The organism is Citrobacter sp. Cf118 (genome assembly GCF_030334095.1).
GTDB lineage: Bacteria > Pseudomonadota > Gammaproteobacteria > Enterobacterales > Enterobacteriaceae > Citrobacter > Citrobacter freundii.
On record NZ_JAOWES010000062.1, the window covers coordinates 166,821 to 189,306 of the forward strand.

Here is a 22,486-nt window from a genome sequence, read left to right on the forward strand (position 1 = left end):
TATAAAATCACAGCCAATCTATCAGAACCAGGCTATAATAATGCCTGGTTTTTTAATGGATACACAGCGTGGCGCAGGCAGGCTTTATTCTAACCCGACACTGGCGGGACACTCCGCAGGGAACTGAGGTCTCATTCTGGCTGGCTACAGACGATGGGCCGCTGCAGGTCACGCTTGCGCCTCAGGAGTCAGTCGCGTTTATTCCCACCAGTCAGGTTCCTCGCGTCACGTCATTATTACGTACTGAAAACGGCTATCGCCTGACGCCTCTTCAGTTGCAAGACTTCCACCGCCAGCCCGTTTCCGGCCTGTATTGCCGCTCACATCGCCAGCTTATGCGGCTGGAAAAACTGCTGCGCGAAAACGCAGTCACCGTCTACGAAGCCGACGTACGGCCGCCGGAGCGGTATCTGATGGAGCGCTTTATCACCTCCCCTGTTTGGGTCGAAGGCGACAGACATGACGACATGCTGGTTAATGCCCGCCTGAAGCCGAACCCTGACTATCGACCACCGCTAAAATGGGTATCGCTGGATATCGAAACCACGCGCCACAGCGAACTCTACTGCATCGGTCTTGAGGGCTGTGGGCAGCGTATTGTCTATATGCTCGGCCCGGCAAACGGTGATGCCTCTGCGCTGGATTTTGAACTTGAGTACGTTGCAAGCCGCCCGCAGTTGTTGGAAAAGCTCAATGATTGGATTGCCCGTCACGATCCTGATGTGATAATCGGCTGGAACGTCGTGCAATTCGATTTACGCGTCCTGCAAAAGCACGCCGAACGTTACCGCATTCCCCTGCGTTTTGGTCGTCACAATAGCGAGCTGGAGTGGCGCGAGCATGGCTTCAAAAACGGCGTGTTCTTCGCGCAGGCTAAAGGTCGCCTGATTATCGACGGCATTGAGGCGCTCAAATCCGCATTCTGGAATTTCTCGTCATTTTCGCTGGAGACGGTGTCGCAGGAGCTACTGGGCGAAGGGAAGTCAATTGATAATCCCTGGGACAGGATGGACGAAATCGATCGCCGGTTTGCCCAAGATAAGCCCGCGCTCGCCACCTACAATCTCAAAGACTGTGAGTTGGTCACGCGTATTTTTCATAAAACCGAGATCATGCCATTTCTGCTGGAACGGTCAACGGTCAACGGTCTGCCGGTCGACCGGCACGGTGGTTCAGTTGCCGCCTTCGGACATCTCTACCTGCCACGAATGCATCGGGCGGGTTATGTGGCACCGAACCTGGGTGAAGTCCCCGCTCACGCCAGCCCCGGTGGCTACGTGATGGACTCGCGCCCCGGCTTATACGACTCGGTACTGGTGCTGGATTACAAAAGCCTGTACCCCTCAATAATACGTACTTTTTTAATCGATCCGGTGGGGCTTATCGAAGGAATGGCGCAGCCGGATCCGGAGCACAGCACCGAAGGGTTCCTTGACGCCTGGTTCTCACGTGAAAAGCACTGCCTGCCGGAAATCGTGACCCGGATCTGGCATGGTCGCGATGAAGCAAAACGCCGCGGCAATAAGCCGCTCTCGCAGGCGCTGAAAATCATCATGAACGCATTTTACGGCGTGCTGGGAACCACCGCCTGTCGCTTTTTCGACCCGAGACTGGCCTCGTCCATTACCATGCGCGGCCATGCGATCATGCGCCAGACAAAAGCGCTGATTGAAGCTCAGGGTTACGACGTTATCTATGGCGATACCGACTCGACCTTTGTCTGGCTGAAAAAGGCGCACTCAGAAGATGATGCCGCCCGGATTGGCCGTGAGCTGGTGAGCTACGTCAACGACTGGTGGGCGCAGTCGCTGAAACAACAAAACCTGACCAGTGCGCTGGAGCTGGAATTTGAAACCCATTTTTGTCGCTTTCTGATGCCGACCATTCGCGGTGCAGATACCGGCAGTAAAAAACGCTATGCAGGGATGATTCAGGACGGCGCTGAACAACGTATGGTGTTTAAGGGACTGGAAACGGTACGAACCGACTGGACGCCGCTAGCCCAACAGTTTCAGCAGGAGCTATACCTGCGAATTTTTCGTAACGAACCTTATCAGGAGTTTGTTCGCGAGACTATTGACCGTCTGATGACCGGTGAAATGGATGAACAACTGGTGTACCGCAAGCGCCTGCGCCGCCCGTTAAGCGAATACCAGCGAAATGTTCCACCACACGTGCGTGCCGCGCGACTCGCCGATGAGCAGAATGTAAAGCTGGGGCGTCCACCGCAGTATCAAAATCGCGGTACCATAAAATATGTCTGGACGGTCAATGGCCCAGAACCTGTTGATTATCAGCTATCTGCGCTCGATTACGAGCATTATCTGACACGCCAGATCCAACCCGTTGCCGAGGGAATTCTTCCCTTTATTGACGATAATTTTGCTACACTACTCACAGGGCAACTGGGGTTATTTTGACGCGTGACGAAACCGTCGCCATCCAGTACCATAGCGCCCTTTCCATTCCTGGACCCCAATACACTTGCTGCCACTTTACTCTGGCAGAGGGTGAGTATTGCCTGCAACTAAAGATATAGAGCCGAACATATATGCCTTTTACACTTGGTCAACGCTGGATCAGCGATACAGAAAGCGAATTGGGACTTGGTACCGTTGTCGCCATGGATGCGCGAACCGTCACATTACTTTTCTCATCGACGGGCGAAAACCGTCTGTATGCGCGCAGTGATTCCCCCGTGACCCGCGTGATGTTCAATCCTGGCGATACGATAACAAGCCATGAAGGCTGGCAACTGCATGTCGATGAAGTAAAAGAAGAAAACGGCCTGCTTGCCTATATCGGAACCCGCCTGGATACCGAAGAAACCGGTGTCATGCTGCGTGAAGTACTACTCGACAGCAAACTGGTATTCAGCAAACCACAAGATCGCCTGTTTGCCGGCCAGATTGACCGCATGGATCGCTTTGCTCTGCGCTATCGCGCGCGTAAATTTCAGAGCGAACAATACCGTATGCCGTGGAGTGGGTTGCGTGGTCAACGTACCAGCCTGATCCCTCACCAACTGAACATTGCCCATGATGTTGGCCGTCGTCATGCCCCTCGCGTTTTACTGGCAGACGAAGTGGGTTTAGGTAAAACCATTGAAGCCGGGATGATCCTGCATCAACAACTGCTGTCCGGCGCCGCAGAGCGCGTGCTGATCATCGTCCCGGAGACATTACAGCACCAGTGGCTGGTCGAAATGCTGCGTCGCTTCAACCTGCGTTTTGCACTGTTTGATGATGAGCGTTATGCAGAAGCGCAGCACGATGCCTACAACCCATTTGAAACCGAACAACTGGTCATCTGCTCGCTTGACTTTGCCCGTCGCAGTAAACAGCGCCTGGAGCATCTGTGTGACGCCGAATGGGATCTGCTGATCGTCGATGAAGCCCACCACCTGGTGTGGAGCGAAGACGCGCCCAGCCGCGAATATATGGCCATTGAACAACTGGCAGAACGTGTGCCGGGTATCCTGCTGCTAACCGCTACACCTGAGCAGCTGGGCATGGAAAGTCACTTTGCGCGCCTGCGCCTGCTGGACCCTAGCCGTTTCCACGATTTCGCCCAGTTTGTTGAAGAACAGAAAAATTACCGTCCGGTCGCCGACGCCGTCGCTATGTTACTGGCAGGCAACAAGCTGAGTAACAATGAGCTGAACATGTTAGGCGACATGATTGGCGAGCAGGACATTGAGCCGCTATTGCAGGCGGCAAACAGCGACAGCGAAGATGCCCAGAGCGCGCGTCAGGAGCTGGTTTCGATGCTGATGGACCGCCATGGCACCAGCCGCGTGCTGTTCCGTAACACCCGTAATGGTGTGAAAGGCTTCCCAAAACGCGAGCTGCACACCATCAAGCTGCCGCTGCCGACCCAATACCAGACGGCGATTAAAGTCTCCGGCATTATGGGTGCGCGTAAAAGCGCGGAAGACCGGGCGCGCGATATGCTCTACCCGGAACAGATTTATCAGGAATTCGAAGGCGATACCGGCACCTGGTGGAACTTTGACCCGCGCGTGGAATGGCTGATGGGCTATCTGACCAGCCACCGCTCGCAAAAAGTATTAGTTATCTGTGCAAAAGCCACCACCGCGCTTCAGCTGGAGCAGGTTCTGCGCGAGCGCGAAGGTATCCGCGCTGCCGTGTTCCATGAAGGGATGTCGATCATTGAGCGTGACCGCGCCGCAGCCTGGTTTAGCGAAGAAGATAGCGGCGCCCAGGTAATGCTGTGTTCTGAAATCGGCTCCGAAGGGCGTAACTTCCAGTTCGCCAGCAATCTGGTGATGTTTGACCTGCCGTTCAACCCGGACCTGCTGGAACAGCGTATTGGCCGTCTGGATCGTATTGGTCAGGCACATGATATTCAGATCCACGTTCCGTACCTGGAAAAAACCGCACAATCCGTGCTGGTGCGCTGGTACCATGAAGGTCTGGATGCGTTTGAACATACCTGCCCGACCGGCCGTACCATCTACGACACGGTCTATAACAATCTGATCGGCTACCTGGCTGAACCAGAAAATACCGATGGCTTTGACGATCTGATCAAAACCTGTCGCGAACAACATGACGCGCTGAAAGCTCAGCTGGAGCAAGGTCGCGATCGTCTGCTGGAGATCCACTCTAACGGCGGTGAAAAAGCGCTGGCACTGGCTGAGAGTATTGAAGAACAGGACGATGATACCAGCCTGATCGCCTTCGCCATGAACCTGTTTGATATCGTTGGTATTAATCAGGATGACCGTGGTGACAATTTGATCGTGCTGACACCGTCCGATCATATGCTGGTGCCAGATTTCCCGGGATTGCCGGAAGATGGCTGCACCATTACGTTCGAGCGCGATGTCGCCCTGTCGCGTGAAGACGCACAGTTTATTACCTGGGAGCATCCGTTAATCCGTAATGGTCTGGATCTGATCCTCTCCGGCGATACCGGAAGCAGCACCATTTCATTGTTGAAAAACAAAGCATTACCGGTCGGAACTCTGTTGGTTGAGCTGGTGTATGTGGTTGAAGCGCAAGCGCCGAAACAGCTGCAGCTGAACCGCTTCCTGCCACCAACGCCAGTACGCATGCTGCTGGATAAAAACGGCAATAACCTCGCTGCACAGGTTGAGTTCGAAACCTTTAACCGTCAGCTCAGCGCCGTTAACCGCCACACCGGCAGCAAACTGGTTAACGCCGTGCAGCAGGATGTTCATGCCATTCTGCAACTCGGTGAAGCGCAGGTTGAAAAATCAGCCCGCGCGCTGATCGACGCGGCGCGTAAAGAAGCGGACGAAAAACTGACTGCGGAACTCTCCCGTCTGGAAGCGCTGCGTGCCGTTAACCCGAACATCCGTGATGACGAACTCAGCGCAATTGAAAGCAACCGTCAGCAGGTGATGGAAAGCCTGGATCAGGCGGGCTGGCGTCTGGATGCCCTGCGCCTGATCGTCGTGACGCATCAGTAACGGAGCCATACATGGGGATGGAAAACTACAATCCGCCGCAGGAACCCTGGTTGGTCATCCTGTATCAGGATGAGCACATTATGGTGGTCAACAAGCCGAGCGGTTTGTTGTCTGTGCCGGGTCGTCTGGATGAGCATAAAGACAGCGTGATGACGCGTATTCAGCGCGATTATCCGCAGGCTGAATCCGTCCATCGTCTGGATATGGCCACCAGCGGCGTGATTGTAGTCGCGCTAACCAAAGCGGCAGAGCGCGAGCTAAAACGCCAGTTTCGCGAGCGCGAACCGAAAAAACAGTATGTTGCACGCGTCTGGGGGCATCCCGCTCCGGCCGAGGGTCTGGTTGATTTACCGCTGATTTGCGACTGGCCGAACAGGCCAAAGCAAAAAGTGTGTTATGAGACCGGGAAATCAGCGCAGACAGAGTATGAGGTGGTGGAGTTCACGGCGGATAACACCGCCCGGGTTGTGCTTAAACCGATTACCGGACGCTCCCACCAGCTGCGTGTGCATATGCTGGCGTTAGGGCATCCAATCCTCGGCGATCGCTTCTATGCTCCGCCGGAAGCGCTGGCGTTAGCACCGCGCCTGTTGCTGCATGCAGAGATGTTAACCATCACGCATCCCGAATACGGCAACAGTATGACGTTTAAAGTCCCGGCGGATTTTTAAATTCTGAGCCAATTTATGCCGGGGGCGCTTCGCTTGCCCGGCCTACATTCATTACCGTAGGCCGGATAAGGCGCTAGCCGCATCCGGCATAATTATTATTTAAAGCCTTTTTGTTCTTTGATTAACTCGTAAGCCTTCTGGATTTCCTGCGCTTTTTGCTTCGCCATTTCCATCATCTCTGGCGGCAGACCTTTCGCGACCAGTTTGTCCGGATGGTGCTCGCTCATCAGCTTACGGTAAGCGCGCTTTATGGTAGTCGCATCATCGGTCGTTTTCACACCCAGCACATTACAGGCGTCTTCCAGCGTCGGGCCGCGTTGCGCCTGCTGCCAGCCACCGCCGCCAGACTGCTGTTGATAACCGCCGCCAAACTGTGCGCCGCCCTGCATCATGCGCAGGAACTGATCAAATTGGGTACGTGAGATCCCCAACTCTTCAGCAATCACATACAGCACTTCACGCTCATTAGGATGTAACGACCCATCGGCAAATGCAGCCTGGATTTGAATTTCCAGAAACATGCGGATCAGATCGAATCGACCAAAACAGACGCTGCGAAACTGACGCATCTTTTCACGTAATGGATAATTATCCGATTTTCCTACCCGGAAGGCGTGTTGTGCAGCCGTTCGCGAATCACCGTGCAAATTCATCCGATCCATCAACTGGCTGGCGATATGAATATCGGCTTCCGTGACGCGACCTTTGGATTTGGTCAGATGTCCCATCACCTCAAAAGTGGTGGCAAAAAACAGCGCCTGGCGTTCACGTTGGTTGGCAAACCACGCCATTTTGCGCATGCGGGCTTTGTCGAACATGTGGCCAACTAACAGCCCCAGAACCACACCCCAGAAGCCGCCACCCATCATTAAGGCCACGGCTACACCAATTATCTTTCCCCAATACTGCATAGACTCCCCAAATCTTTATGCTCTCAGCCAGGCTATGTCCCACAATATAAGGTGCTTTTACCGATTTACGGCTGCGGTCAATTGTGGGACATCGCCTATAATTTGCATTATCATACCTGTCATTCAATGCCGTGCCTAACACCACGGATGCCTAAATGGGCAGGATTAACACTAGCGCAGTGAAGATGAGATAAGTTAGGCTGTGACCGTTTGTCACGCGCGACGCTACTGATGATGGAACAATAAATACAACGTATGAAAAAACGTATTCCCACTCTTCTGGCCACCATGATTGCCAGTGCCCTCTATAGCCATCAGGGCCTGGCAGCCGATCTCGCCTCACAGTGTATGCTGGGCGTGCCGAGCTATGACCGTCCTCTGGTACAGGGCGAGACTAATGAATTACCCGTCACCATCAATGCCGACAACGCTAAAGGGAATTATCCCGATGACGCGGTGTTTACCGGCAACGTGGACATCGCACAGGGTAACAGCCGCCTGCAGGCCGACGAAGTACAGCTTCATCAGAAGCAGGCTGAAGGCCAGCCGGAGCCAATACGTACCGTCGATGCGCTGGGCAACGTCCATTATGATGACAATCAGGTTATTCTGAAGGGACCGAAGGGCTGGTCTAATCTGAATACCAAAGATACCAACATCTGGGAAGGTGATTACCAGATGGTAGGTCGTCAGGGGCGCGGGAAAGCCGACCTGATGAAACAGCGTGGGGAAAACCGTTATACCATTCTGGAAAACGGTAGCTTTACCTCTTGTCTGCCGGGTTCCGATACCTGGAGCGTCGTCGGTAGCGAAGTGATCCACGACCGTGAAGAACAGGTCGCAGAGATCTGGAACGCCCGTTTTAAACTGGGTCCGGTTCCGGTCTTTTACAGTCCTTATTTACAGTTACCCGTCGGCGATAAGCGCCGTTCCGGTTTCCTGATCCCGAACGCAAAATATTCCACCAATAACTATTTTGAGTTCTACCTGCCGTATTACTGGAACATTGCGCCCAACATGGACGCCACCATCACGCCACATTATATGCACCGTCGTGGCGGGATCATGTGGGAGAACGAATTCCGCTACCTCACCCAGGCGGGTGCGGGCCTGATGGAGTTCGACTATCTGAACTCAGATAAAGTGTATGAGGACGAACATCCGAAGGATGACAATTCACGTCGCTGGTTGTTCTACTGGCAGCACGCCGGTGTACTGGACCAGGTGTGGCGTTTCAACGTCGACTATACCAAGGTCAGCGACACCAGCTATTTTAATGATTTCGATAACAAATACGGTTCCAGTACCGACGGCTACGCCACGCAAAAATTCAGCGTCGGCTACGCAGTACAGAACTTTGATGCCACGGTTTCGACCAAGCAGTTCCAGGTCTTCGACGCGCAAAACAGTAACAGCTACTCTGCGCAGCCGCAGTTAGACGTCAACTACTACCAGAATGACGTTGGTCCGTTTGATACCCGTATTTATGGTCAGGCGGTGCACTTCGTTAACACCAACGACAACATGCCGGAAGCGACGCGCGTTCACCTTGAACCGACGATCAACCTGCCGTTATCGAATAACTGGGGAAGTATCAATACCGAAGCGAAACTGCTGGCAACGCACTATCAGCAGACCAATCTGGACTGGTATAACAACAACCCGAGTAACGTTAACAAGCTCGATGATTCAGCCAACCGCGTCATGCCGCAGTTTAAAGTTGACGGCAAGATGGTGTTTGAGCGTGACATGCAAATGCTGGCGCCGGGTTATACCCAGACGCTGGAGCCGCGCGCGCAGTACCTGTACGTACCGTATCGCGACCAAAGTCATATCTATAACTATGACTCGTCCCTGCTGCAATCTGACTATAGCGGCCTGTTCCGTGACCGTACCTATGGCGGTCTGGACCGCATTGCCTCCGCCAACCAGGTCACGACCGGAGTCACATCTCGCGTTTATGATGACGCAGCCGTTGAACGTTTTAATATTTCTGTGGGTCAAATCTACTATTTCACCGAGTCTCGCACCGGCGATGACAACATTAAATGGGAGAATGACGACAAAACGGGCTCACTGGTATGGGCGGGTGACACCTACTGGCGCATCTCCGATCGCTGGGGTTTACGCAGTGGGATCCAGTACGATACCCGTCTGGACAGCGTTGCAACCAGTAGCAGCAGTATCGAATACCGCCGCGATGAAAACCGTATGCTGCAGTTGAACTACCGTTATGCCAGCCCGGAGTATATCCAGGCGACACTGCCAACATACTCTACGGCAGATCAGTATAAAAACGGGATTTCACAGGTCGGTGCAGTGGCAAGCTTCCCAATCGCCGACCGTTGGTCGATTGTCGGCGCTTACTACTTCGATACCAATGTGAACAAAGCAGCGGATTCAATGCTGGGCTTGCAGTACAACTCCTGCTGTTACGCCATTCGCTTCGGTTACGAACGTAAGCTGAACGGCTGGGATAACACCCAGAAACACGCGATTTATGACAACACGATCGGCTTTAATATCGAACTGCGCGGCCTGAGCTCCAACTACGGTCTCGGCACCAACCAAATGTTGCGTTCAAACATTTTGCCGTATCAAAGCTCTTTATGATCTGATTGATTTACAACGTAATCCGCATCGCGGTTAATTGAAATGGAAAAAGTATGAAGAACTGGAAAACGCTGCTTCTCGGTATCGCCATGATCGCGAATACCAGTTTCGCTGCCCCACAGGTAGTCGATAAAGTCGCAGCCGTCGTCAATAACGGCGTCGTTCTCGAAAGCGACGTCGATGGCTTAATGCAGTCAGTAAAACTTAATGCGGGTCAGGCTGGTCAGCAGTTACCGGACGACGCCACGCTGCGTCATCAGATCCTGGAACGTTTGATCATGGATCAAATCCTCCTGCAAATGGGTCAGAAGATGGGTGTTAAAATCTCTGACGAGCAGTTGGATCAGGCTATTGCCAACATCGCCAAGCAGAACAACATGACGTTGGATCAGATGCGCAGTCGTCTGGCACAGGATGGTTTAAGCTATTCGACCTATCGTAGCCAGATCCGTAAAGAGATGACCATCTCTGAAGTGCGTAACAACGAAGTTCGCCGTCGCGTCACTATCCTGCCTCAGGAAGTGGATGCCCTGGCGCAACAGGTAGGCAACCAAAACGATGCCAGCACCGAACTGAACCTGAGCCACATTCTGATCCCATTACCGGAAAACCCAACTTCCGACCAGGTTAACGCGGCTGAAAGCCAGGCGCGCTCTGTTGTTGATGAAGCGCGTAACGGTAGTGATTTCGGCAAACTGGCTATTACTTATTCCGCTGACCAGCAGGCGCTGAAAGGCGGCCAGATGGGTTGGGGACGTATTCAGGAGCTGCCGGGTATCTTCGCCCAGGCGTTAAGCACTGCGAAAAAAGGCGATATCATCGGCCCAATTCGTTCAGGTGTCGGCTTCCACATCCTGAAAGTCAATGATATGCGTGGCCAAAGCCAGAGCATCTCCGTGACTGAAGTTCACGCCCGCCATATTCTGCTTAAGCCGTCGCCGATCATGACCGATCAGCAGGCGCGTCTGAAGCTGGAACAAATCGCGGCAGATATTAAGAGCGGTAAAACTACCTTCGCAGCAGCCGCTAAAGAGTTTTCTCAGGATCCAGGCTCTGCCAACCAGGGCGGCGATCTGGGTTGGGCTGCAGCGGATATTTTCGACCCAGCTTTCCGCGATGCGCTGACCAAACTTCATAAAGGCCAGATGAGCGCCCCGGTGCACTCCTCTTTCGGTTGGCATCTGATCGAACTGCTGGACACGCGTAACGTTGATAAAACTGACGCGGCGCAGAAAGACAGAGCTTACCGTATGCTGATGAACCGTAAATTCTCGGAAGAAGCAGCAACCTGGATGCAGGAACAGCGCGCCAGCGCTTACGTTAAAGTTCTGAGCAACTAATGGCTCGTACTCAACGCGTTGTTATCACTCCCGGCGAACCCGCCGGGATTGGCCCGGACCTGGTGGTTCAGCTCGCCCAGCGCGATTGGCCTGTAGAACTCGTTGTCTGTGCGGATGCAGGACTTCTCAGTGACCGGGCAGCAATGCTCGGTTTACCGCTTTCACTCCTCCCCTACTCTCCAGATACCCCAGCCAGACCGCAATCAGCAGGCACATTGACGCTGTTACCGATTGCGCTGCGGGCACCTGCTGTCGCGGGTCAGTTGGCGGTAGAAAACGGGCAATATGTAGTGGATACGCTGGCTCGCGCCTGCGATGGTTGTCTGCAAGGTGAGTTTGCGGCGTTGATCACCGGTCCGGTTCACAAGGGCGTAATCAATGACGCAGGCGTTCCGTTTACCGGGCATACCGAGTTTTTTGAAGAGCGCTCACAGGCAAAGAAAGTTGTTATGATGCTGGCGACCGAAGAGCTGCGCGTTGCCCTGGCAACCACGCATTTGCCGCTCAGAGCCGTTGCCGACGCCATTACGCCCGCCCTGCTTCAGGAAGTGATCGGCATTTTGCATCATGATTTACGCACTAAGTTCGGCATTGCCGATCCACATATTCTGGTGTGCGGTCTTAACCCGCATGCTGGTGAAGGCGGCCATATGGGAACGGAAGAGATAGACACCCTCATTCCGGTACTCGATGAACTGCGTGCGCAGGGGATGAAATTAAACGGCCCGCTGCCCGCAGATACGCTTTTTCAGCCCAAATATCTCGACCACGCGGATGCCGTGCTGGCAATGTACCACGATCAGGGTCTACCCGTGCTAAAATACCAGGGATTTGGTCGCGGTGTGAATATCACGCTGGGCCTGCCCTTTATTCGCACATCCGTCGATCACGGCACCGCACTTGAACTCGCGGGCCGTGGACAAGCAGATGTCGGCAGTTTTATTACGGCGCTTAATCTCGCCATCAAAATGATTGTTAATACCAATGAATAATCGAGTCCATCAGGGCCATTTAGCCCGAAAACGTTTCGGGCAGAACTTCCTCAACGATCAGTTTGTGATCGAAAGTATTGTCTCTGCTATCAACCCGCAGAAAGGTCAGGCTATGGTCGAAATCGGCCCAGGCCTGGCGGCATTGACCGAACCAGTAGGCGAACGTCTGGACAAGCTCACGGTCATTGAACTGGACCGCGATCTGGCAGCACGCTTACAGACACACCCGTTTTTAGGGCCTAAGCTGACGATTTATCAGCAAGATGCCATGACCATGAACTTCGGCGAACTGGCACAAACGATGGGTCAGCCGCTGCGCGTATTCGGCAACCTGCCGTACAACATCTCCACGCCACTCATGTTCCATCTTTTTTCCTATACTGATGCCATTGCCGACATGCATTTCATGTTGCAAAAAGAGGTGGTCAATCGTCTGGTTGCAGGGCCAAACAGTAAAGCGTATGGTCGATTAAGCGTCATGGCGCAGTATTACTGCAATGTGATCCCGGTACTTGAAGTACCGCCTTCCGCATTTACGCCAGCGCCTAAAGTTGATTCAGCTGTTGTGCGTCTGGTCCCTCACGCGACGATGCCGTACCCGGTTAAAGATGTTCGTGTGCTGAGCCGTATTACCACCGAAGCGTTTAATCAGCGGCGTAAAACGGTACGTAACAGTCTCGGCAACCTATTTAGCGTTGAAGTACTGACAGAGCTGGGCGTTGATCCGGCGATGCGAGCGGAAAATATCTCTGTCGCGCAATACTGCCGGATGGCTAACTATCTGTCAGAAAACGCGCCATCGAAGGAGAGTTAAACATGATCAATTCGCCCCGAGTGTGCATTCAGGTACAAAGCGTCTACATTGAGGCGCAATCCTCACCTGATGATGAACGTTACGTTTTTGCTTACACCGTAACTATCCGCAATTTGGGGCGAGCGCCTGTGCAGCTGTTGGGGCGTTATTGGTTAATCACTAATGGTCATGGCCGCGAAACAGAAGTCCAGGGTGAAGGCGTGGTTGGCGTCCAGCCCCATATCGAACCCGGCGAAGAGTACCAGTATACCAGCGGTGCGGTGATTGAAACGCCGCTGGGCACCATGCAGGGTCACTACGAAATGATCGATGAACAAGGCATCGCCTTTACCATCGACATTCCCGTATTCCGACTCGCCGTTCCAACACTCATTCATTAAAACAATAACTATGGCGACATACCTTATTGGCGACGTTCACGGTTGTTACGATGAACTGGTAGCCTTGCTGCATCAGGTAGACTTTAATTCCCAAAAAGACACCCTATGGCTCACCGGCGATCTGGTCGCTCGTGGGCCGGGCTCGCTGGACGTTTTGCGCTACGTGAAATCACTGGGCGACAGCGTACGGTTGGTATTGGGTAATCACGATTTACACCTGCTGGCCGTATTTGCTGGTATCAGTCGTAATAAACCTAAAGACAGGGTCACATCGCTGCTCGAAGCACCGGATGCCGACGAATTACTTAACTGGCTCCGCCGTCAACCGCTGTTGCAGGTGGACGAAGAGAAGAAGCTGGTGATGGCACATGCCGGTATCACCCCACAGTGGGACCTGCAGACGGCAAAAGACTGTGCTCGCGATGTTGAAGCCGTGTTGTCGAGTGACTCATATCCCTTCTTCCTTGATGCGATGTACGGCGACATGCCCAATAACTGGACCCCGGAACTGACCGGGCTGGCACGCCTGCGTTTTATTACCAACGCCTTTACCCGCATGCGTTACTGCTTCCCCAACGGTCAACTGGATATGTATAGCAAAGAGTCACCAGAAGACGCACCTGCCCCGCTGAAGCCGTGGTTTGCCATTCCTGGACCTGTCAGTGAAGCGTACAGCATTGCATTCGGGCACTGGGCATCGCTGGAAGGCAAAGGCACACCAGAAGGTATTTACGCGCTGGATACGGGGTGTTGCTGGGGAGGCGATCTCACCTGTCTGCGCTGGGAAGACAAACAGTACTTTGTGCAGCCATCAAATCGCCATCTGAATCTGGATCCTGGCGAAGCGGTCAACGCCTGAGAGATTTATGCCTGATGGCGCTACGCTTATCAGGCCTACATCTGGCACAAGAGTAGGCCGGATAAGACGTTTCGCCGCCATCCGGCACTTACAGGATTAACGACGCTCCAGAATCTCGAAGCAGTAGCTGTGAGAGTTTTGCGCGTCGGCATCGTGGAATTCACTGAACACCGACTCCCAGTCATCCGGTTCGTAGTCCGGGAAATGCGTATCCCCTTCGACTTCAGCATCAATGTGCGTCAGATACAGCTTCTGCGCTTTTGGCAGGAACTGCTCATACACGCGCCCACCGCCAATCACCATAATCTCTGGTTCATCACCGCAGGCCGCAATGGCTTCATCAACAGACTTCACCCACTGCACACGATCGTCAGTGCCAGGCTTGCTGCTGATGACGATATTTTTACGCCCAGGTAACGGTCGCCCAATGGATTCCCAGGTGTGGCGTCCCATGACAACCGGCTTGTTTAAGGTATTACGTTTAAACCAGGCGAGATCGGCAGGGAGGTTCCACGGCATGGCGTTCTCCATACCGATGACGCGATCTACCGCTAACGCCGCAATCAGACTGATCATTGAATATTTCCCGGATACAAAAAAATTGTCGCCACTATACGGAAAGCGCAATCTTTCGTCGACTGGCGGAAAGAGGATGAACAGGAAAATTTTCCGTTCTGCTGGCGAACCGACCTATTTAAGGTGGTACGCCAGCATTACAGTAGTTCAAAAACAGCCAATTAGCAGTAAAGTTTGCAGAACATCACATTTTTTACCCTATGCTGACGGTTTCACTTCCGGCTCATCGGCGACGTCGCCCGTATGCTTACCTTCATCCGTGCCTTGCCAGCCATGGCGTTGAATTAACGATAAGTGCTGACGATCTTCCGCAATAATTTCACTCAGCATTGCGCTGGTGCGTTTATAAACGGCCGCGCGGGAAGTCGCGTCATTTTCCCCTTTCACCATCTCCTCTACCATCATGGTATTGAATCGGCGGAATACGTCGGCCCGCTCACGTGCCTCATAGCGCCCAAGCCCGAGCCCCTCCAACGCCAGACGTCCGGTCTTCAGTGCACCTTCAAAGGTTTCGCGTTCCGGCATATCCACGCCCGCCTGGCGCAGGCGGATGTAATGATCCACATCGCGCGCACGAGCAATAATTTGCAGATGCGGGAAATGCTCTTTCACCATTTCGGTTAACTGCAGGCTGGTTTGCGGATCGTCAATGGCATTAATAATGACTTCAGCTTTCGCCGCCCCGGCAGACTCCAGCAGATCCATCCGGGTCGCATCGCCATAGAAAACCTTCATCCCGAATTTACGCAGAGTTTCGATATGGTCCGGGTCATGATCAAGAACCACCATTTTGACCCCACTCGACAACAACAGACGACCGGTTATCTGGCCAAATCGTCCAAATCCAGCGATGATCACCCGCGGTTGCTCCTCATCGATTTCATCGGCTTCCCGCTCTTCCGAAGTCGCCGATTTTTCCAGACGCGTCAAAATCACCAGCAAAATCGGCGTAGCCGCCATCGACAACGCCACCGCCAGTGTCAGCGATTTCGCCCAGTCAGGATCGAGCACATTTGCCATTTGCGCCGCACCAAACACCACAAAGGCAAACTCACTGCCCTGCCCTAACAATACGGCAAACCAGCGACGCTGCTTGTTCGGCACCTGCAACGGTTTCGCTATCAACCACAGCATGACGGTTTTGATAACCAGGAAACCGACCAGCAAAATGATAATGCGCAAGGGATTATCAATCAGCGTACCAAAGTCGATAGACATCCCCACGCCAATGAAAAACAGTCCCAGCAGCAATCCTTTAAATGGCTCAATGTCGCTTTCCAGCGCGTGGCGATACTCAGAGCTTGCCAGCAGCACTCCGGCCAGAAAGGCCCCCATCGCCATCGACAGGCCAACCTCTTCCAGGAGCAGACCGAAGCCAAACACGAGGAACAGCGCAACGGCACTGAATACTTCCCGCAGGCCCGAACGCGCAACAAAACGCAAGGCCGGACGTGTGACATAACGCCCCAATACCACCACTAATACCAGTGCGCCCGCTACCTTCAGGGCTGACAATGCAAACGCCCCAAGCGTAGTCGATGCGCCGCTCGCCGCCAGTAACGGGATCATCGCCACCAATGGAATAGCGGCGATATCCTGGAACAGCAGCACGGCAAACGCGCTGCGGCCCATTTGCGAAACCATCAGGTTGCGTTCATTCATTGCCTGCATAGCGATAGCCGTTGAGGAAAGCGCCAGCGTCATGCCGATCAGTTCCGCTACCTGCCAGCGCAGGCCAAGGAACATACAGAACAAACCAATTAAGCCGCCGCAAACCACCATCTGTAGCGCACCGCCGCCGAACACCGATGCCCGCAATTTCCACAAACGTTGCGGATCCAGCTCCAGACCGATGACAAACAGCATCAGTACCACACCGATCTCCGCAAAATGCAGGATGGATTCGGCGTCCGTTACCAGCCTCAGACCCCAGGGTCCGATAATACATCCGGCGATGAGATACCCCAGTACCGACCCTAATCCCAGCCGTACGGCGATGGGTACAATCAGCGCCGCCGATCCGAGATAAATCAGCGCCTGTATCAGCGTATGGCTATCCATGGTGTGCCTCCTGCCATTCCATCAGACGCTGTTTGTAGTGACGCGCCTGCGCTTGCAGCGTTTCATCATCACAGATAAACGTACAGTGCATCGCAAACGGCGGCAGCCATTTGAGGCCGCAATAGAGCGCTGTTGCCTGTAAAGGCTGAGAAAGCACATCAAATCCGGGATGGGAGCCAATATCGAAGTGGTTTTCACCGCCGCCGGTCGTCACCGCCCACAGCAGTTGTTTACCGTGCAGCGCAGTACCACCATGGCCATACGCCCAGCCGTGCGAAAGGACTTTATCCATCCACAGCTTGAGTAATGGAGGTGTGCTGTACCACTGCATCGGATGCTGCCAGATGATCAAATCAGCGCGCGCCAGCGCATCCTGTTCAGCGGCAATATCGATATTGAAGTCGGGGTAGAGCTGGTATAGCGAGCGTATCTCCACGCCCTCCAGCGTCCTTGCCTGTTCAAGCATCCGCTTATTCGCATGCGAATGTTGCGGATAGGGATGCGCATAAATGATGAGAATCATGATTAGCCTGTGTCACTGCATTATTGTAATAACAGTGAGTTTAGTCACTTAATCCACAGGCTAACAGTCAATATTATTGAGTGGCTGAATGGAGAAAACTGAACTAGTTGTCCAGTTCGCTCATATCCTTAACCTGATCGCGGTTAATCTGTTCCGTCTTACCCGTCTGGGCATTTTTGTACGACACCAGACCAGTATCATCATCAACCTGCGGTTTGCCGTCAGTGACGATTGTTTTGCCATCGGTGGTTTTAACCGCCTGGTTTGAGGAACAACCGGCCACGGTAAACAGTGCTGCTGCGGTAAAAATTGAGGTGATCAGGATATGTTTTTGCATGGTGTTCTCCCTGCTTTTCAGTTGTTTTCTGTGATATACCCAGTTAACTGTAGGCTAACTGACTGAGTTGCAGGGAAAATACAGAACACTCCTAATAGCCCGCCCTGGTCACGGGCTTACTGCGAATCGTCATTTGACTGGTTTGCGCCAGCGTCAGACCTCGCGTTTCCGGGGCGAAAGCGATGGACACAAGCAGGCCAATCAGCGAAATTCCTGCGCCCATCAGCATGACATTGCTGATACCGTATTTGGTGATGAATACCGGCAGCGCCCAGGTTGAAACAATAGTACCGATGCGGCTTAAGGACATAATCACCCCGACGGCAGACGCGCGAATGTCGGTAGGGAACAGCTCGTTTGGGTATAGCCACTGCAGGTTTCCCGGTCCCCCCGAGAAAAACGCGTACACGGCAAATGCCAGCACCACCAGCCACGCCCCCATATCAGGAATTAACCCCAGTACAGCCAGCGCCAGCGTCATCATAATAAAACTGCCAATCAACAGCGGTCGGCGACCCGCGCTATTGAGCCAGAACATGGGCGGAATGCACCCCAGCATAAAGCACAGGCTTATCACCACATTGCCCAACGCGGCGCTTTTCCCGGCACCAAGCCCCAACAGTCCAACAATCTGCGGACCAAAGGTATAAATGGCGAACATCGGGATCACCTGACAGGTCCAGATAGCGGCAACAAACAGGACAAACGGGAAATGACGGCGGTTAAACAGCTGGAGAAAACGCGTCTCCTGCGGCGCCTCTTCGTCGAACACCACCGGTTCGCCGAACAGTTTGATCATCATCGCTTCACACTCTTTCGCCCGACCTTTACGCAGCAGCCAGCGCGGCGATTCAGGAAGATCGAAGCGCCCAATCAGGATCAAAATACAGGGGATCACCGCGCTGCCCAGCATCCAGCGCCATCCTCCCTCAACATCATACAGCCAGTAACCGACCAGATCGGCACAGGTGGCGCCGACATACCACATCGCGGCGATAAAACCGATGGAGAAAGCGCGCTGGCGGGTATTGGAGAACTCGGTAATCATCGAGGTAGCAATCGGATAATCGGCACCAATCACAATGCCGATCAGCACGCGCATCACCAACAGCTCAACGGGCGAGGAAACAAACATGGTTGCTGCCGATATCACGCCAATGGCGATAATATCGATGATGAACATTTTGCGCCGCCCGACTTTATCGGAAATGTAGCCAAACAGCGACGTCCCCACAAACAGACCGGCGAGCGTGCCGGCACCCAGCAGACCAATCCACTGTGCGTCCAGTTTCAATGCTGGCGTGAGCTGTTCCAGCGCTACGCCAATCATCACCAGCACATAACCATCCAGAAATGGCCCACCGCTTCCCCACAGCATTATCCGGCGGTGAATAGAGGTAAATTTGATGTCATCAAAGTTCCTGGGCTGCTGCATAGCGACTTCCTGTTTCAACACGGGCAAAGCGTCATCTATAGGCCGGATAAGGCGTTTACGCCCCCATCCGGCACTGGCGTCACATGATTGCCGGATGGCGACGCTAGCGCGTCTTATCCGGCCTACGGGTGCACAACCTCGTACTTATTAACCGTAGCGAAACTCCACGCCAAATGTCCCTCGCGGGTATTCCCACTTTTCCAGCGCTGTATCGAGCCCGAGAATGCGGCACGTTCCGCACTCCAGGCATCCGGCGTAATCAAACCGTACGCTGCCGTCGTCCTGCTTTTTATACAGCCCTGCTGGACAGGCCTTAATCAGCACTTCCAGCGCCTGTTTATCAGGATCGGTTTTGAGAATGATATGTGGGCTGTCTTCATCGACATTGAACTTATTGACGCCCAGTTTGACGTCCACATTGACGGGAGATGTCATAATACGGTCACTCCTTTCAGGCCATCTTTCATCAGGTTGATGAAGCCCACTTTCTTCGCATGGCGCAGGATTTTTTTACGCATTGGCACCGGGGCGGAACCATCTACGGTGAACAGGTCGCGTGCGATACTGACCGCCATTTCGGGATAGGCGGTAAACATGCGCGGGTTATCAAGAAAAGCAGGAAGCTTCTGGTACATACGCATATCGCGCATCGGGCCATCGTCCAGATGCTGACGGTATTCACCCAGCGACTGCTTGCTAAAGTCGTCGCGCTTCATCGCTGAAAGCACCGTTTTCGCCGCCGCTTCGCCTGCGGAAATGGCGAGATCCATACCGCGAATGGTAAAGCCGAGGTTCATACACATTCCGGCAGCGTCACCGGCAATCAGCACACCGTCCCCCACCAGTTCAGGTTGCATATTCATACCGGCTTCAGGTACCACGTGCGCGGCATATTCCACCAGCTTGCCACCGGCGATCAGTGGGGCAACCGCCGGATGCTGTTTGAAATCTTCCAGCATTTGCGGGACCGATTTTTTCGCGTCTTTCAGGTGATGAAGGCCGCAGACCAGCCCCAGAGAAAGGGTCGTTTCATTCGTATAGAGAAAGCCACCGCCCATCAATCCATCGGTTGGCGATCCGGCAAACAGGCAGGCTGCACCTTCGTTCCCCTGTAACTGGAAACGATCTTCAATTACCGATTTTGGCAGTTCGATCAGCTCTTTTACGCCGACGGCAACATACGATGCCTCGACGCGCTTTGCCATACCCAGCTTTTCAGCCAGCAGAGAATTCACCCCGTCGGCGAGGATCACCACTTTGGCTTCCAGAATATCGCCGTCGGCTTCCACGCCCACGACTTTACCCTCGCGCTGCACAACGTTATCCACACGAATACCGGTGATAAGCTGGGCGCCAGCCTCCTCGGCCTGCTCCATCAGCCAGGCGTCAAATTTGCTACGTAAGACGGAATAAGAAACCTGCGACGATGCGGCCTCTTCACCATTGCAATAGTCGATGGTCATCGCCCCTTTGTCGGTCATAAAGGCGAGCTTTTCGTGGGTGATTATGCGTTCAATGGGGGCCTGCTCAGCAAAACCGGGAATGATGCGCTCCAGGCTATGCGCATACATGCGCCCACCGGTGACATTCTTCGCGCCAGCAGAATTGCCGCGCTCGATAACCAGCACCTGTGCACCTTCCCGAGCCAGCACCAGCGCCGCAACCGAACCAGCCAGACCTGCACCCACGATGATGGCATCAAAGATATCTTCGGACATACGTACTCCTGTCAGCGGCAGGATACCTTCGCATCCTGCCCGAATGGTTTAACGCGCTAAGGCAGCCGTCAGCGCAGGCAGGATCTTCAGCGCATCGCCAACAATGCCATAATCTGCATACTGAAAAATCGGCGCATTTTTGTCTTTGTTGATGGCGAAAATCGTCTGTGCGCCGTTGGCACCGACCATATGTTGGATCTGCCCGGAGATCCCCACGGCCAGATACAGTTCAGGCTTAAGCATCAGGTTGGAGATGCCGACGTAGCGTTCATGCTCCATCCACTTCTCGTTTTCCGCCACCGGACGGGAACAGGCCAACTCAGCGCCAATCGTCTGGCACAGCGCTTCTGCCAGCGAGATATTTTCTTTGCTACCAATACCGCGTCCCACGCTGACCACCAGACGGGCTTTGTCGAGATCGACGCTGTTGCTCTGACGCGCCTGAGTTGCCGTACGGGTTACGACAATGGCCGGAGCCTGCCACTGTACGGTATGCATCTCGCCGCTGCGGGTGGTATCCGGTTGCTGCGCGTCAAACGTTCCGCTACTGAGAGTGATCACGGCAAACGGTGAAGCGATTGTTTCTGCTCCCATCGCCAGGCCGCCGTAGACCATATGTTTGATCGCCGCTTTTCCATCCTGCACCGCGACTGCGCTGGCATCATTTGAGACTGCAGCCGACAAGCGAAAGCCCAGCTTTGCCGCTAACAGCTTTCCCCGACGTGTATTCGGCAGCAGCACCGCGCCGCCCTCGCTCTGCTGACGAATGGTCTGAGCCATCACATCGGCGTAGTCTTCAACCATACGGTCTTCTGGTTTGCCGCTGAGCAGCCAGACATGATCCGCGCCTAAATGACATGCCGTTGCGCTGTCCGCATCGCTGAGCACAAACGTGTTAACTTTTTCACCTAAAGCCTGCGCACCATTCATCAGTTCCGGCAGACGAGAAGGGGTATCGCTGAATACCCAGATACTGGAAAATTTGTTCATAACATCCCCTGATAATTAAATGATTTTGCGAAGATTCTCGACAAACGCGGCAATCTGTTCTTCACCGTCACCTTCAATTACAACGCGCTGACGCTCGCGCTGTTTCGGCGCAGCAACCTGTTGTGCGGAATACGCCTGCACGCTGTTCAGCCCAATGTCTGCAGGTGACCAAACCTGAACCGGTTTTTTCGCCGCACCAAGAATGGCTTTCATGGAAGGGATTTGAGGGGTGTTGATGTCAGTAGAGACCGCGATAACCGCCGGAAGCGGGATACTCAGGGTTTCAACTTCATCTTCCAGTTCACGCTCTACCGTCAGAGTGCTGTCGGTAAGAGAGAGGATTTTGCTCACGCCGTTTATCGCCGGCACGTCCAGCATTTCGCCCACCAGCAGACCAACCTGCTGAGCATAAAGATCGGAAGAACCGTCGCCGCAAATAAGCAGATCAAAACCGGATTTTTGCACGGCGGCAGCCAGCGCAGTGGCAGTTTGTTGCGGCAGCGCCTGTTCAAATTGATCGTCAATGACAACAATCAGTTCATCAGGGCCACGGGAAAGCACATCTTTGCGCCCTTTTGCATTGGTCAGCGCTTTGCCTCCGACGCTCATGGCCACAACCTGAGCCTCTCCCACCTGCTGTTTTAACTGGCAAGCCGCTTCGATCGCATTCAGATCATATTGGCTGATTTTGCCATCTGCTTTGCTGAAATCGAGTGTTCCATCAGCATTATTAATCGCAATATCCTGCTCATCAGGTACGCATTTGTAGCAAGTAATTATCTTCATTGCATCTCCAGAAATCATGAAG

Annotated in this window: 19 protein-coding genes; 9 read left to right on the forward strand and 10 right to left on the reverse strand. The window is 53.7% G+C overall.

Going from position 1 to position 22,486, the window contains the following annotated elements; translation table 11 throughout:
* The first annotated feature begins 68 nt into the window (after window positions 1-68).
* The 3 genes from polB to rluA all read left to right on the forward strand — a co-directional run bounded on the left by polB (window position 69) and on the right by rluA (window position 6,129).
* Window positions 69-2,420: a DNA polymerase II gene (polB, locus tag OGX67_RS05610; protein ID WP_257651239.1), complete on the forward strand. Its 2,352-nt coding sequence runs from the start codon at window positions 69-71 to the stop codon at window positions 2,418-2,420.
* 131 nt (window positions 2,421-2,551) lie between these two features.
* The gene (gene rapA / locus OGX67_RS05615; protein ID WP_016149538.1) at window positions 2,552-5,458 is read left to right on the forward strand and encodes an RNA polymerase-associated protein RapA; all 2,907 of its coding nucleotides are present in this window, start codon (window positions 2,552-2,554) and stop codon (window positions 5,456-5,458) included.
* Window positions 5,459-5,469: 11 nt separating this feature from the next.
* A complete protein-coding gene (gene rluA / locus OGX67_RS05620) occupies window positions 5,470-6,129 on the forward strand; it encodes a bifunctional tRNA pseudouridine(32) synthase/23S rRNA pseudouridine(746) synthase RluA (protein WP_032948503.1) in 660 nt (219 codons plus the stop codon).
* Window positions 6,130-6,224: 95 nt separating this feature from the next.
* Here rluA and djlA read toward each other — a convergent pair whose 3' ends face one another.
* A complete protein-coding gene (gene djlA, locus OGX67_RS05625) occupies window positions 6,225-7,040 on the reverse strand; it encodes a co-chaperone DjlA (RefSeq protein WP_003845702.1) in 816 nt (271 codons plus the stop codon).
* Between the two features lie 255 nt (window positions 7,041-7,295).
* Between djlA and lptD the strand changes: the two genes are divergently transcribed.
* From lptD to apaH, 6 genes are read left to right on the forward strand one after another with little or no spacing between them, the layout of a single operon-like run.
* Complete coding sequence (gene lptD, locus OGX67_RS05630; RefSeq protein ID WP_257651240.1) at window positions 7,296-9,653, forward strand: LPS assembly protein LptD; 2,358 nt, start codon at window positions 7,296-7,298, stop codon at window positions 9,651-9,653.
* 53 nt (window positions 9,654-9,706) lie between these two features.
* Complete coding sequence (surA, locus tag OGX67_RS05635) at window positions 9,707-10,993, forward strand: peptidylprolyl isomerase SurA (RefSeq protein ID WP_003018860.1); 1,287 nt, start codon at window positions 9,707-9,709, stop codon at window positions 10,991-10,993.
* Window positions 10,993-11,985, forward strand: a complete 993-nt coding sequence (pdxA, locus tag OGX67_RS05640; protein ID WP_003018862.1) for a 4-hydroxythreonine-4-phosphate dehydrogenase PdxA — start codon at window positions 10,993-10,995, stop codon at window positions 11,983-11,985. The genes surA and pdxA overlap by 1 nt, the downstream gene beginning before the upstream one ends.
* On the forward strand, window positions 11,978-12,799 hold the full coding sequence (gene rsmA / locus OGX67_RS05645; RefSeq protein WP_003018865.1) for a 16S rRNA (adenine(1518)-N(6)/adenine(1519)-N(6))-dimethyltransferase RsmA: 822 nt from the start codon (window positions 11,978-11,980) through the stop codon (window positions 12,797-12,799). Before pdxA ends, rsmA begins: the two co-directional genes overlap by 8 nt.
* 2 nt (window positions 12,800-12,801) lie before the next feature.
* A complete protein-coding gene (gene apaG, locus OGX67_RS05650) occupies window positions 12,802-13,179 on the forward strand; it encodes a Co2+/Mg2+ efflux facilitator ApaG/CorD (protein ID WP_003018867.1) in 378 nt (125 codons plus the stop codon).
* A 10-nt stretch (window positions 13,180-13,189) separates the two neighbouring features.
* Window positions 13,190-14,038, forward strand: coding sequence for a bis(5'-nucleosyl)-tetraphosphatase (symmetrical) ApaH (gene apaH, locus OGX67_RS05655; RefSeq protein ID WP_016149534.1), 849 nt, complete (start codon window positions 13,190-13,192; stop codon window positions 14,036-14,038).
* Between the two features lie 96 nt (window positions 14,039-14,134).
* Here the strand turns inward: apaH and folA are convergent, their stop codons facing one another.
* From folA to OGX67_RS05700, 9 genes are all read right to left on the reverse strand, one after another.
* Window positions 14,135-14,614, reverse strand: a complete 480-nt coding sequence (folA, locus tag OGX67_RS05660; protein WP_003018873.1) for a type 3 dihydrofolate reductase — start codon at window positions 14,612-14,614, stop codon at window positions 14,135-14,137.
* 198 nt (window positions 14,615-14,812) lie between these two features.
* Complete coding sequence (gene kefC / locus OGX67_RS05665; RefSeq protein WP_003018875.1) at window positions 14,813-16,675, reverse strand: glutathione-regulated potassium-efflux system protein KefC; 1,863 nt, start codon at window positions 16,673-16,675, stop codon at window positions 14,813-14,815.
* Window positions 16,668-17,198: a glutathione-regulated potassium-efflux system oxidoreductase KefF gene (kefF, locus tag OGX67_RS05670; protein ID WP_003018878.1), complete on the reverse strand. Its 531-nt coding sequence runs from the start codon at window positions 17,196-17,198 to the stop codon at window positions 16,668-16,670. The genes kefC and kefF overlap by 8 nt, the downstream gene beginning before the upstream one ends.
* A 103-nt stretch (window positions 17,199-17,301) precedes the next feature.
* Window positions 17,302-17,535 (reverse strand): YgdI/YgdR family lipoprotein, encoded by a 234-nt coding sequence (locus tag OGX67_RS05675; RefSeq protein ID WP_003018880.1) that lies wholly within the window; start codon window positions 17,533-17,535, stop codon window positions 17,302-17,304.
* 91 nt (window positions 17,536-17,626) lie between these two features.
* The gene (locus OGX67_RS05680; RefSeq protein ID WP_257651242.1) at window positions 17,627-18,970 is read right to left on the reverse strand and encodes an MFS transporter; all 1,344 of its coding nucleotides are present in this window, start codon (window positions 18,968-18,970) and stop codon (window positions 17,627-17,629) included.
* A gap of 147 nt (window positions 18,971-19,117) precedes the next feature.
* Window positions 19,118-19,405 (reverse strand): ferredoxin-like protein FixX, encoded by a 288-nt coding sequence (fixX, locus tag OGX67_RS05685; RefSeq protein ID WP_000203736.1) that lies wholly within the window; start codon window positions 19,403-19,405, stop codon window positions 19,118-19,120.
* A complete protein-coding gene (locus OGX67_RS05690; RefSeq protein ID WP_257651243.1) occupies window positions 19,402-20,688 on the reverse strand; it encodes an FAD-dependent oxidoreductase in 1,287 nt (428 codons plus the stop codon). Before OGX67_RS05690 ends, fixX begins: the two co-directional genes overlap by 4 nt.
* Window positions 20,689-20,736: 48 nt before the next feature.
* Window positions 20,737-21,678 (reverse strand): electron transfer flavoprotein subunit alpha/FixB family protein, encoded by a 942-nt coding sequence (locus OGX67_RS05695; RefSeq protein WP_257651244.1) that lies wholly within the window; start codon window positions 21,676-21,678, stop codon window positions 20,737-20,739.
* 15 nt (window positions 21,679-21,693) lie between these two features.
* On the reverse strand, window positions 21,694-22,464 hold the full coding sequence (locus OGX67_RS05700; protein ID WP_003018893.1) for an electron transfer flavoprotein FixA: 771 nt from the start codon (window positions 22,462-22,464) through the stop codon (window positions 21,694-21,696).
* Window positions 22,465-22,486 lie beyond the last annotated feature (22 nt).